This window comes from Pectobacterium aroidearum, assembly GCF_015689195.1.
Classification (GTDB): Bacteria; Pseudomonadota; Gammaproteobacteria; order Enterobacterales; family Enterobacteriaceae; genus Pectobacterium; species Pectobacterium aroidearum.
The window spans coordinates 1346376-1359743 of the sequence record NZ_CP065044.1 but is presented as its reverse complement, the minus strand read 5'-3'; the positions used below and the strand labels follow the sequence as shown (position 1 = coordinate 1359743).

Below are 13368 nucleotides of genomic sequence, written 5' to 3'. Positions count from 1 at the left end.
ACTACGTTGCGCTACCCGGCCCGATACCGCTCATCTCACACGCCAGCGCCCCCGCGCGCTTAAGCGCATACGTATAGCGTTCATCAAACGGGTAGCAGCACGATAGCCGAAGCCCGTGCTTACAGCGCCCGCTCAGCGTGTAAAGCTCGCCGGGCGTGACGCAAATCTGCTCTTGCAGCAGGCGATGGAACAATTCAACACCATCCACCCCGCCCGGTAATTCCAGCCAGAAGACAAAACCGCCCTGCGGCTGCGTCGCCCGCGTCCCCTGTGGAAAATGTCGTGCGATGAGCCCACGAGCCTCATCCATCTGTGCGGCATAGCGACGGCGCAGCGTACGCAGATGGTGATCGTAACCGCCGGACTCCAGAAACTGCGCCAGTGTTTCCGATAGCAGCGCCGATTCCGCCATTGACGAGACCGCTTTCAGCCGTGCAACTTTGGCACGGAAACGGCCCGACGCCATCCAGCCAATGCGAAAATCCGGTGCCAGCGTTTTCGTGAAGCTGGAACAGTAAATCACCCAGCCTTCGCGGTCGAAGGCTTTCACCGTCGGCGACAGCGGCCAGGTAAACTGAAGTTCGCTGTATAACCCATCCTCAATAAGCGGCACCTGATAGTCATTCACCAGCTTTGCCAGCCGCTTTTTATCCTCTAGCGTCATACTGCACCCTAGCGGATTCTGTGCGTTCGGCATCGCGATAATCGCCTGTAGCCGCCCTTCTGACAGCAGCAGTTCCAGCGCATCCAGCGCGAGGCCGCGTTGTGGATCGGTGGGAATCTCCACCGTTTTCAATCCCAGACTGGCCAGCAGAGGAAAGAGATAAAAATAGGTTGGCGTTTCCAGCCCGACACAGTCGCCCGGCTGCGTTACCGTGCGCAATGCCAGCTGTAGCGCCTCCATACAGCCGTGGGTGATCGTGATGTCTTCACGAGTCAGGGTCATGCCCAAATCCATCGCACGCCGCGCCACTTCGCGCCGCAGTCGCTCACTGCCCGGCGGTAGCGCATAACGGCCAATCAGGTCGGGCTGTCGCCGCAATAGGGAAGCGGTAATACGGCTAATCTTTTCGGTCGGATAGAAATCGGCATGCTGTGGGCACGCCAGAGATATGTTGGTGTAATCCGGGTGTGTCTGGGCAGCAAAAACGGTATCAATCAGATCCAGTTTCTCACTGCCCGGCACAATCACCTGCGCACGATGCGGCTTACTTTCCGTCAGCGACGGCAGACGACCTCGAACAAAATAGCCCGACTGCGGCCGCGCTTCGATCAACCCGCGATCTTCGAGAATACGCCAGGCATTCAATACCGTGTTGACACTCACCTGATGCGATCCGGCGACGCGACGAATAGAAGGCAAGCGGCTTCCCGGCGCTAACGTCCCTTGATGAATCGCCGTGGCGAAGGTTTCCGCGAGCTGTTGATAGAGCGTACTTTCTTGTGAGTCGATGATGGACACAGTTCCCCCGCCAGCCGATGAGTACAGTTAACGATTAATGCAATTTGTACCCATCACAATAATCGTTTTGTGTATCTGTAACCATTTATTTTTTCTGCCTACTATAGTGCTCTTCCCCATCACCAGGATAACACCATGCTCGACCCTTCTTTTTTCAGCTACGTCACCGTCATGTCCATCACGCCAGGCCCCAATAATCTGCTGCTGGCAACCTCAGGCGTCAATTTTGGCCTGCGTCGTACGTTACCGATGATGGTGGGAATTACCGTTGGCTGTGGAATACAAACGGCACTGATGGGTGTGGCCCTGGAACTTCTGCTGAGCTGGATGAGCGTTATTCGCCTCCCTCTGACCGTGCTGGGGTGCGTCTATCTGCTGTGGCTATCGTGGAAAATCGTGCGCTCATCGGCACCGGAATTACAAGGGCGAGTACAGCCGATGACTGCACTGCAAGGAACGCTATTTCAAGCGGTGAACCCGAAGACCTGGCTAATGGCCAGCAACATCGCGCTGCTTTATACCGCCAGCGGTGGCCTTTTCACCACGGTCATCGCCTTTATGGCACTCAATCTGCCCTGCGTTTTAGTCTGGGCAGCGCTCGGCGATCGTATCGGCAAACATCTTCAGGAACCGTGGAAACTGAAAGCCTTCAACGGCATTATGGCGTTCTCTTTGCTACTCACCACATGCTGGATGTTGGTTGAAGCCATCAATCTCTCCCGCTAATCACACGGCTGAGGCGGGTTTTTCTTCCCGCCTCAGCCCGCGTTATCGTTATTTCACCTGCTTGCGGAGCAGATAAACAAAGTAAGGCGCACCGATAAACGTCGCGAGCAGCCCCGCCGGAACCTGTGCCGGAAAGAGGATCATTCGGCCGCACCAGTCCGCAATAACCATCAGCGCGCCACCAATCAATGCCGAGCTGGCGATTTGCGGCAACACGCGGTTAAAGCCCAGCATCCGCGCCATATGCGGTGCCATTAACCCGACAAAGCTCATCGGCCCGACCATCAACGTTGCCATCGCGGTCAGCACCGATGCCAGCAGCAAAACCAGCAGACGAACTGGCGTGACAGCCACGCCAAGTGCTCTGGCCGTTGTGGTGCCAAGCGGCAGAATACGCAGCCAGCGCTGGCACAGCGGGACGATCAATAGCAGCAGAAGGGCAATCACCGCCGTGCGTATCGCGTCTGTCGGTTCGACCGCGTAGGTTGAGCCCGACAGCCAGGTCAGCACGGTTCCCATGCGCGGATCGCCACTGGCCAACAGCAGCGCGATCACGGTGGTGAACGCCATGCTCAGCGCGATCCCAGCCAACAGCATACGCTGCGTGGAGAAACCACCACGTCCGGCAATCATCACCATGATCAGCAGCGTCAACGCCGCCCCTGCACTACCAGCCGGAAGCAGCCACACGAACGCATTACCGGGAACGAAGAACAGCAAAATAATGACGCCAAACGACGCACCGGAGCTAATCCCCAGCACTTCCGGGCTCCCCATCGGGTTACCCGTCAGCTTCTGTATTAACGTTCCCGCGACCGCCAGCATCACGCCAGCCGTGAGCGCCGCCAGCACCCGCGGCCAGCGCCATGAGAGCAGTTGACCGAACACATCGCCGCCGCCCCACTGCCAGCCTTGCGCGTCTTTCCCTAGCATCAGCGCTGCGCCCACGACTATTCCCAGCAGCATGATGCCAAGTACCAGCCAGGTTCCCCACAGGCGACGTTCAACTGCTGGCGTGCTGTTACTGTCGGTCATCGCGGGCTGGCCGCTATTGCGCAGACGCGGCAGCAGCCACAGCAGCAGCGGCGCACCAATCAGCGCCGTCGCTGCGCCCGTTGGGACGTCAAGCCACACGCGGCTCAGCCAGATCACGCCCTGATCGGCAACACCGAGCAGCAACGCACCGAGCAACGGCGCGAATAAGAGACGGTGAAGTAAACGCCGTGCGCCCAACATTTTCGCCAACAGCGGCGCAAATAGGCCGATAAAACCAATAATGCCCGCCGCATTCACCAACTGCGCACACAGGAAAATCCCCAACCCAAGCGCGCTCAGACGTGCCAGCGACAGCCCAAGCCCCAGATTACGCGCGACGCCGTCATCCAGCCCCAACAGCGTTAGCGGGCGAATCAGAAGCAGCGCCAGACAGAAACACACCAGAAGACGCGGAAGCACGAACTGCACATTGCTCCAGTCTTGCTGGTTTAGTACGCCGCTGCTCCACAGGAATAAGCCCTGAAGTTGCTCATGATGGAAGAGCACCAGCAGTTGATTGACCGCGCTACAGTAGAAACTCAGCACCAGCCCCGCCAGTATCAGCGTCACTGGTGATAAACGCTTACCCCAGGCGACGCCAAAAACCAACGCGCCAACCACAAGCGCCCCTATCATGGCTGCGGCCTGCTGGATCACGGCACCGCCAGGCAGCGCCCACAGCGTGACGACCGTGATCCCGAGCTGTGCGCCCGTAGCAATCCCCAGCGTTGACGGCTCGGCCAGCGGATTACGCAAGACCTGCTGGAATAGCACGCCGCACAGCCCCAACCCCGCCCCAATCAGCAGCGCCAGCACCATGCGTGGCAACAGGCTGTAATGAAACAGAAGCTGTTGCATATTGTCCTGAACGGGCTGAGTCAGCCCTGCAACCCATTGTGATACCGGTAATTGCTGCTGCAAATTGTAGCTGCCCATTCCCAGCATCACGATCAGCAGAAAACCCATCACGACCACTGGCAGCACCAGAGGATGACCAACGCGCTGGTGCGCGTGTGAGGAACCGACAGACAGAGGGCTAGGCATGATTTCTCGCCTCCATGGCCTGATTCAATACGCGGCAGAAGCGCATCGCCGAAAGCGTCCCTCCATACAGCCAGACGGCAGGCACGCGTTGCACACGCCGTTGACGCACAAACGGCATCGCCTGCCAGAGCGGGTTCTTATCAAGCTGCGCGATAATGGCGCTATCGCCATGCTCGAAGCAGAGCACGTTGGCATCGCCGATCTCCGCCAGACTTTCAATACCCACAATCGTACTGCCCCAGAAGCTGGTTTCACCACGCCAGGCATTTTCTATCCCGATATGATCCATCACTTCCTGAAAAAGGCTGTTCTTGCCAATCACCAACACATGGCGACTATCGACCAATGTAATCAGTAACAGCGGCCGCTGGGTATAAGGTTGAAGCGTGATTTTTTCCTGCTGGAGAAACTGCGCCAGCTCCGTCAGGTGCCGTTCCCCAGCCGCCTTCATATTTAGCGCATCGGCCAGTTTCATGACCGAGGACTGTGCCGCCGTCAGCGGTTTACCCTGTTCACTGCTAAAGCCAAAACCCAGCATCGGAGAGATGCGGGACATTTTCGCGACCGAAGGGCCGTAGCCTTCAGAGTAAAGAATCATGGACGGGCGAATCTGCGTCAGCAACTCCATATTCGGCTCGGTACGCAGCCCCACATCAATCACCGAGTCAGGCAGCGCAGGCTCTTTCACCCACAGGTTATAGTTATGCTTATCCGCGATCGCAAAGGGGGTAATGCCTAGCGCCAGAAGCAGCTCAACGGGCAACCATTCCAGCGCCACGATACGGTGTAGATCGGGAAATGTGGTCGTGGCTCCTCTGCTCGCCGCCGAATACACCAGCGGCGACAGTAGCAGCGCCGTCAGCAAACGACGGCGTAGCGGATCGGGAGAGGATGGAGAAGAAAAACGTTCAGGCATCATGAGCAGAAAAACCGAGTTAACAAACGAAGCTGACCGGTGCGCCACCAGCCGGATGAGGCAGAATGCCCATGGGAATACCGTAGATGTTTTCCAGCACGTCCCCTTGCATCAGCGCGACAGGCTCACCTTGCGCAATCATGTTGCCGCCCCGCAGCGCCACCAAGTGATCGCAGTAGCGGGCAGCCATATTGATATCATGCAACACCGCAATGACGGTGATACCGCGCTCGCGGCTCATATGCTGGATCAGTGCCAGCACCTCAACCTGATGGGCAATATCCAGTGCGGAGGTCGGTTCATCCAGTAACAGGCAGCGGCTATCCTGCGCCACCGTCATCGCCAGCCAGGCTCGTTGCCGTTCACCGCCGGACAGGCTATCCACCAGACGATTCGCGAATGGCTTTAGTCCTACCAGCGTGATGGCTTCTTCGACCTTTTCCCGATCGGCACTACCGAAACGGCCTAATGCGCCATGCCACGGGTAACGCCCTACAGCAACCAGTTCACGCACGGTCATCCCTTCGGCGGCAGGAAGCTGCTGCGGTAAATAAGCCACCTGACGGGCGAACAATTTGCTGTCCCAGCTTCCAATCACCTGTTCTCCCAGCAATGCCGTTCCGCTGCTGGCAGGCTGGTGACGGCCCAGTATTTTCAGCAAGGTCGATTTACCTGAGCCGTTATGCCCAATCAGACCGCATACTTTCCCGACAGGGAATGTGATGGAGAGCGGATGTAGTAGCGTGCGCCCGGCGACGGAAAAGCTGACGTCGTCCAGTCTGAAGGTGGTATCAGGCAGTACAGTTTGATTTTGCATAGCGTTTTTGGTTTTTAGTGTCACTGAAGGACAGGAGTAAGCCGCGATCGCAACGCCCGTCACTCTCGAATTCCCCGCGTAACAACCGGGCTAAAAGAGAACGATAATGATTACGATAAAGGCAGCATGATAGGCGCAACAGAATACCAATCGCAAGACTTTTACCTGTCGGAACCGGAATGGCATGACAGGAAAAGCGGTCTCAGGCAGGATGCGGTGCTCGTCTCAAAATAGCAGGCACAAAAAAATACCCCCAAATTAATCCTGTCCCTTATACACAAGTCTAGAAGTATCGCGGTTTTTGCCGTGGTCAGGCGTAAAAAATTATGCTGAGGAGGTAGCTGGCTTCGGATGAGCCGCAGGACGCGGCGAAAGCTTGCGCCACGTAGGGAACGTGTCGCAAGCGGTCCGCTAAGCCAGATACCGACGAAGGTACCGCGTCAGCGGCATAATTTCCGCCGAAAGCCTGGGGTCACGGGGCGGCGGCGTTTGAGTCGCCTCGTGTCGGGCGCGTGCTACGCGGTAGCATAAAATAACCGTATTGTAAGCGCACGAAACCGTCTCTCAGGCTGCATAAGATATAGCTAAGAGACGGCAACTAGTTGAAGCAACGATAGATTATTGACCAAACATTTGTTTGATCCAGTCGGCGACGCCTTCTCCATCTTGTTGTCCCTGCTGTGCGGAAGGCTGCGGCTGGCTGGCCTGACACAGCGCCTGCGGGTTATCCGTCCAGACTGGCAAGACACGTCCGGCACTGCTGCCGTTACAGATAAAGTTACCGCTGGCATCCACCGTCATGGTCGTAATGCCTTCCGGCGGCGTCAACATGAGCGGCAGAGGCGTCTGGTTTTCCAGATAGCGACGATAAATCGTCAGCGCACCGTTCGCCCCCGTCAACTTGGCCGGGCCGTTGTTATCGCGCCCTACCCAGCTAATCGCCACTTCTTTACCGTCGATTCCGGCAAACCAGCTGTCACGCAGGTCATTGGTGGTCCCCGTTTTCGCCGCCAGATGATAATTCGGGAATTTCACCGCCAGCGAACGTGACGTCCCACGTTCGACAACCTGCTGCATACCATACAGCGTCAGATAGGCCGCCTGTGCAGGAACCGCCCGTTCAGCCTGCGGGAAGCTCTGGTACAGCACCGTGCCATCTTCCGCAATCACTGACCGCAACGAGGAAAGCGGTGCACGGTTGCCGCCGCTGGCGATCGTCTGGTATTCCTGCGCTACTTCCATCGGCGTCAGACTGATCGCCCCCAGCAGCATCGCTGGTACAGGTTGAATCACGTTTTCCGGGATCCCCAGACGCTTCAGCGTTGCCGTGATCTGATCCAGCCCCACAGCCATCCCCAGATTAACGGTCGGAACGTTCAGCGAGTTCGCCAGCGCATCGACCAGCATGACACGGCCGCGGAACTCACGATCGTAGTTCTTCGGCTGCCATAGCTGACCGTTAGCTTGCTTGATCGACAGCGGCTCATCCGCCAGCAGGGTGTTCAGACGATAAGTGTCCGGCTGGCTCAGCGCGGTCAGATAGGTCGGCGGTTTCGCCAACGACCCGACGGGGCGACGCGCCTGTAACGCACGGTTAAACCCGGCGTACTGCGTTTGAGAGCCGCCAACTATCGCGCGAATTTCACCGCTAAAACGATCGACAATTACCATCGCCGCTTCCAGATCGCTCACGTTACGGCCTGCGCGCAGTGCCGGAACGCCGACCTCTACCGCTTTTTCCGCCGCATCCTGCGAGACCGGATCGAGCGTGGTAAAGATCTTCACGCCGGAGAGATCGTTAACCTTGTCGCCAAGCCGCTGTTGCAGTTCCTGACGCACTAGCTGCATAAACGCAGGCTGAGGGCTGATGACGCCGCCTTTCGGCTGGACGCCCAACGGACGCGCGCTCAGCATGTTGTACAGATCGGCATCAATCACCTGCTGATTCTGCAACAGGCGCAGCACCAGATTGCGTCGCTCTAACGTAATCTCCGGATTACGCCACGGATTGTACAGCGACGCCCCTTTCACCATGCCCACCAGCAGTGCCTGCTGATCGAGACTCAGTTCATTCACCGGACGACCAAAATAGTACAGGCTGGCAAGCGGGAAACCGCGGATCTGATCGTTACCGCTCTGACCGAGGTACACCTCGTTGAGATACAGCTCAAGGATACGATCCTTGCTGTAGCGATAATCCATGATCAGCGCCATATAGGCTTCGTTGGCTTTACGCCACAGCGAACGTTCATTAGTCAGGAACAGGTTCTTAACCAACTGCTGCGTCAGCGTACTGCCGCCCTGTACCGCGCGTCCTGCCGTGATGTTGGCTAAAAACGCACGGCCAATCGAGTACAGGCTAATACCATCATGTTCATAAAAATGGCGGTCTTCGGTCGCGACCAGCGTATCAACCAGCAGATCGGGGAAGCCGGAACGCGGCACGAATAAACGCTGTTCGCCATTCGGCGACTGCATCATGGTGATCAGTTTTGGATCGAGACGGAAAAAGCCGAAGTTGCGCTGATTATCCAGATTCTGGATCTGCGACAGACGATCGTTGGCAAACGTCAGGCGCGCCTGAATCTGCCCTTCTTTCCCATCAGGGAAATCAAACGGACGGCGCAGCATGTCGATGCTGTTGCCGCGCACACTGAATTCACCCGGACGGGTAATGCGGCTCACCTGACGGTATTGCATACCTTCCAGCAGGCTGATCATCTCTTTCTGGCTATAGGCCATACCCGGCTCAAGGTTGACCATACGGCCATAGACGGCGGCAGGCAACTGCCAGACTTTGCCTTCAATACGGCTGCGGATCTGGCTGTCGAGATACACGCCATAGATTGCCATCGCGACGGCAAAGATCAGGAACAGCTTGATAGCCAGCCCCAGCCAGCGCCGTCTTCTCTGCGATTTCCGCGTCATGGTGTCATCGCCGTCGTCGTCATCGTTGTCATAGTCGTCCTGATAATCGTCATAGTCATCATCATCATAGTCGTCATCCCTGCGACGTCGTATGGCCTGTTTGCGTTCAGGCTTACGTTTTGGCGCTTTCCCTTTACGTCCGATAGGTTCGCGGTCATCCCGAGACATTACAATAACTTCTCCATCAGGTTGTTCACGGCTATCTGCTCTGCGCTCAAGCCGCCTACTCTGTTTCCAGCCCCTTTTTTGGGAAAGCGGAAACGTCTGAAATTAGTGATTCTGATATTTCTTGGTACGCCTCGTTGGAGCCGTATTCGCCGGATCGTCCGGCCAGACATGCTTGGGGTAACGCCCCTTCATCTCTTTTTGCACCTCGCGGTACGTGCCTTGCCAAAATGCGGCTAAATCACGCGTAATCTGTAGTGGACGCTGTGCTGGCGATAAAAGCTCCAACACCAGCGCCACACGACCTTCCGCCAGCAGCGGGCTCTGCTGCTCGCCGAACATTTCCTGCATCCGTACCGACAGCACCGGGGGTTTATCGTCATAATAGGCAATAGGCAAGCGACTGCCTCCGGGTGCCGTGTAGTGCGTGGGCAATGCGCTATCCAGCCGCTGGCGCAGAGGCCAGTCCAACAGCCGCAGCAGCGCATCGCTCAAACTAATCTGGTGCAGCGCTCGTAAATCACGCACGCCGGACAGTGACGGCTGTAGCCAGATTTCCAGCGTTGCCAGCAGCGTTTCATCATCCACTCGCGGCCAGTCAACTTCAGGCAACCACTGATGAGCACACTGTAGCCGGGCGCGTAGCTGCAACGCCGTGGCGTCCCAGTTTAATGCATCAATCCCCTGCTCCCGAATCCAGGATAACAGCGCCTGCTGCAGTGCTTCATCGGAAGGCTTGTTCAGCGGGCGTGTTCTCAGGGTCAGGCAACCTATCTGGTCACGCTGGCTGGCGCGCAGAGTACCCTTTTCTTCGTCCCAGTGCACCACGTTATGTTCATTTATTAGTCCGGGTAGCCGCCGTTCCAGCCGCTCAATATCCAGCGGCAACGCCAGCAGGATCCGTGCCTCTGCGTTCTGATTATTTTGTAAGAGCGCCGGAGCCAGCAACCACTCCGTGCCTGATAACGCCTCATCAGCCGACATCATCGCGCCGCTTCCGTTAGCAAGCTGGTAGCGCCCATCCTGACTGCGCCGCCGGGCAATGCGGTCTGGGAAAGCCTGCGCCAGCAGCCAGTCAGCTTCTCCGCTGTCAATTTGTCCCGAAACCGTCGATAAACGGCGCGTCAGCTGCTTTGCCCGCCGCAACCAGTGCGGTAATGGGCGATGTAACCAGTCAGCCAGATTAATCGACCCGCTACGTGGCGGCTCTTCGAGTATCGCTGCCAGACACCCCGCGGTGGCCAACGCTTCTGAACTTTGCTGTGACGCGGCATACAACATCGTCCCCAGACGCGCATCACTGCCGAGTGCGGCGATCTTCCGTCCTTCAGCGGTCAGCCGATCTTGCTCATCGGTAATACCAAGCTGACGTAGCAGCTTGCGGGCGGCATACAGCGCGGGAGCGGGTGGTGTATCCAGCCAGGTTAACTGCGCGACATCGGTACAGCCCCACTGTAATAAGTCCAGCCAGACGCTACTTAAATCGCTATTCAGTATCTCAGCTTCGCTTTGCGCCGCTGCGCGTTCTGCCTGTTCACGCGAGCACAGATGCCAGCAAATACCGGGGCTTAACCGTCCGGCACGCCCGGCGCGCTGCACCATAGAGGCCTGACTGATTCGCTGTGTCACCAGTCGGGTAACGCCGCTTTTCACATCAAAGCTGGCGACACGTTCAAGACCGCTATCCACCACCAGCCGGATCCCTTCAATCGTCAGACTGGTTTCTGCAATATTGGTGGCTAACACCACCTTGCGACGCCCCGGTTCAGCGGGCAGAATCGCCTTTTGCTGTTCCGCCAGCGTCAATGCGCCGTATAACGGACAGAGATCCGTCTCGCTCGACACGCTATTTTCCAGCAGCACCTGCACACGTCGAATCTCCGCGACGCCGGGCAAAAACAGCAGCAACGAACCGTCTTCTTCATTGAGCAAACGTCGCACCTGTCGCGCAACGCCGTCTTCCAAACGCTCCTGATTATTTAACGGCGCATAGCACCGCTCAACCGGATAGCTGCGACCTTCGGAAACCACGCAGGTGGCTTCCGGCAGCAGCGACGCCAGCCGCGCATTGTCGAGCGTTGCGGACATAATCAGCAGTTTTAAATCGTCGCGTAGCCCTTGCTGCACATCGAGCAGCAGCGCCAATGCCAAATCGGCCTGCACACTGCGCTCATGAAATTCATCAAGGATGATCAGCGCTACACCTTGCAGCTCCGCATCCTGTTGCAGCAAACGGGTTAGCATCCCTTCGGTGACGACTTCCAGCTTCGTTGCGTCACTCACCCGGCTTTCTGACCGCATGCGATACCCTATCGTCTGTCCCGGTTCCTCACCGAGCTGCTGCGCCAGTCGCCAGGCCACGCTTTTCGCCGCCAGACGACGCGGTTCCAGCATGATGATGCGACCGTTCACGTTGCCCTGTTGTAGCAATTGCAACGGCAGCCAGGTCGATTTCCCCGCTCCTGTAGGGGCATTGAGCAGCACCTGAGGCGCGGTATGTAGCGCCGTTATGACATCGTCCAGCACGGCGCTGACGGGCGGTAAAATCACAGACATCTCCGTATAAGGTTAACTTTCAGCGGCGAGCATTGTAGCATCAGGATAAATGTAGCATCTGATGGAATCAGAACAGAGAGATCGCCATGTCAGCCCCTCGCCGCCTGTTTTTTGCCCTATCACTACCGGAAACCACACAGCAAGAGATTATCCGCTGGCGTGCCGAGCACTTCCCTCTGGAAGCGGGTCGTCCGGTCGCGGCGGCCAATCTTCATCTGACGCTGGCTTTTTTGGGTGACGTGAGTGAACAAAAAGCACAGGTCTTACAGACATTGGCAGGCCGCATCCGTCAGCCCGCCTTTTCCCTTACGCTGAATGACGCCGGACACTGGCCGCGCCCCGGCGTTGTCTGGTTGGGCTGCCGCCGCGCGCCGCGTGGCCTGCTACAGCTCGCGGAACTGTTGCGTTCTCAAGCTGCACGCAACGGCTGTTATCAAACGGCATTACCTTTTCATCCACACATTACGCTATTGCGCGGCGCGACTCGTCCTGTTGCGATTCCCCCCGCAACCTTCAGTTGGCAGGTCGATATGACGCAATTCTCGCTTTACGAGTCACTCTTCGACAATGGTAAAACCCGCTATCAGCAGTTGGAAAGCTGGTCATTTATCAAATAAGTGAGTAGGCGAATAAACGCATAAAACAGGATACGCATGAACTATACCCCACGTTTACAACCCGCCCGATTGATTAAACGTTACAAACGCTTTTTGGCCGATGTCGTGACCCCGGAAGGCGAGACGCTCACGCTGCACTGTGCCAATACTGGCGCGATGACGGGCTGTGCGACGCCCGGCGATACTGTCTGGTACTCCACATCCGATAACCCTAAACGTAAGTATCCGCACAGCTGGGAGCTGACAGAAACGCAACAAAATCACTGGATTTGTGTCAATACTCTGCGTGCCAACACATTATTATACGAAGCCTTATTGGAGAATCGCGTAGAAGAACTGTCGGGCTATTCAGACGTAAAAACGGAAGTGAGATACGGTACGGAAAATAGCCGAGTCGACCTGCTTTTACAGGCGCCGGACAAGATTGACTGCTATATTGAGGTGAAATCAGTCACATTATTGCAACATGAATGTGGTTACTTTCCCGATGCAGTTACACTCAGAGGGCAAAAGCATCTGCGTGAGCTGCAACAGATGGTTTCTAATGGAAAACGTGCGGTGCTTTTTTTCGCGGTGCTCCATTCAGGAATCCAGCAGGTTTCTCCCGCACGGCATATTGATTCACGCTATGCGGAATTATTTACAGAAGCACAACGGGCAGGGGTTGAAATTTTATGTTACGGCTCCACATTATGCCCTGACGGTATTACATTGACGCACAAGTTACCGTTGTTGGGATGACACACAAGCATTGCATAACACGCCGAACGTACCACCAAAGGCGTAACACATTGTTTATTATTTAATGGTTACCCTAAATAATTCGAGTTTCAGGACAAAACGTTAGCGTTTTGAACAATGCAAAGCGTTGGCCCGTAAGGGCGAGGCTCATTTATGAGTCTCGTAATGCGGCAAGGGAAGGAGTCCCGAATCACTTACATAGGTAAGTGATTCGGGTGACTAAACGAAGCCAACGCACATGCAACTTGAAGTATGACAGGTATAAGCAGGTTGTTCCTCACACTTTATCAGGCCGGTGTCAGGAAGCATTGCCAACCCCATCTCCATCTGCTATTTATAGCGGCCTGTTTTTTCCCCCTTT

The 13368-nt window shown here is 56.5% G+C and carries 9 protein-coding genes; 3 read left to right on the top strand and 6 right to left on the bottom strand.

All coding sequences use genetic code 11. The annotated features are described in order from the left end of the window. Position 1 precedes the first annotated feature (1 nt). Positions 2-1462, bottom strand: coding sequence for an aminotransferase-like domain-containing protein (locus I2D83_RS06110; protein WP_181830597.1), 1461 nt, complete (start codon positions 1460-1462; stop codon positions 2-4). A gap of 135 nt (positions 1463-1597) precedes the next feature. Between I2D83_RS06110 and I2D83_RS06105 the strand changes: the two genes are divergently transcribed. Beyond that, a complete protein-coding gene (locus tag I2D83_RS06105; protein ID WP_180779622.1) occupies positions 1598-2188 on the top strand; it encodes a LysE family translocator in 591 nt (196 codons plus the stop codon). Positions 2189-2236: 48 nt separating this feature from the next. Here I2D83_RS06105 and fhuB read toward each other — a convergent pair whose 3' ends face one another. The 5 genes from fhuB to hrpB form a co-directional block, all read right to left on the bottom strand. Then, positions 2237-4189, bottom strand: coding sequence for a Fe(3+)-hydroxamate ABC transporter permease FhuB (gene fhuB / locus I2D83_RS06100; RefSeq protein ID WP_413232276.1), 1953 nt, complete (start codon positions 4187-4189; stop codon positions 2237-2239). A 70-nt stretch (positions 4190-4259) separates the two neighbouring features. After that, complete coding sequence (gene fhuD / locus I2D83_RS06095; protein WP_205947718.1) at positions 4260-5186, bottom strand: Fe(3+)-hydroxamate ABC transporter substrate-binding protein FhuD; 927 nt, start codon at positions 5184-5186, stop codon at positions 4260-4262. A gap of 16 nt (positions 5187-5202) precedes the next feature. Further along, on the bottom strand, positions 5203-6000 hold the full coding sequence (fhuC, locus tag I2D83_RS06090; protein ID WP_205947717.1) for a Fe3+-hydroxamate ABC transporter ATP-binding protein FhuC: 798 nt from the start codon (positions 5998-6000) through the stop codon (positions 5203-5205). Between the two features lie 618 nt (positions 6001-6618). After that, positions 6619-9096, bottom strand: a complete 2478-nt coding sequence (gene mrcB / locus I2D83_RS06085) for a bifunctional glycosyl transferase/transpeptidase (RefSeq protein ID WP_205947716.1) — start codon at positions 9094-9096, stop codon at positions 6619-6621. Between the two features lie 102 nt (positions 9097-9198). Then, positions 9199-11643 (bottom strand): ATP-dependent helicase HrpB, encoded by a 2445-nt coding sequence (gene hrpB / locus I2D83_RS06080; RefSeq protein ID WP_205947715.1) that lies wholly within the window; start codon positions 11641-11643, stop codon positions 9199-9201. Positions 11644-11735: 92 nt separating this feature from the next. Here hrpB and thpR point away from each other — a divergent pair, with 92 nt between their 5' ends. Then, positions 11736-12266 (top strand): RNA 2',3'-cyclic phosphodiesterase, encoded by a 531-nt coding sequence (thpR, locus tag I2D83_RS06075; protein ID WP_015841281.1) that lies wholly within the window; start codon positions 11736-11738, stop codon positions 12264-12266. A gap of 36 nt (positions 12267-12302) precedes the next feature. After that, positions 12303-13007 (top strand): DNA/RNA nuclease SfsA, encoded by a 705-nt coding sequence (sfsA, locus tag I2D83_RS06070; protein WP_181848667.1) that lies wholly within the window; start codon positions 12303-12305, stop codon positions 13005-13007. The last annotated feature ends 361 nt before the right edge of the window (positions 13008-13368 follow it).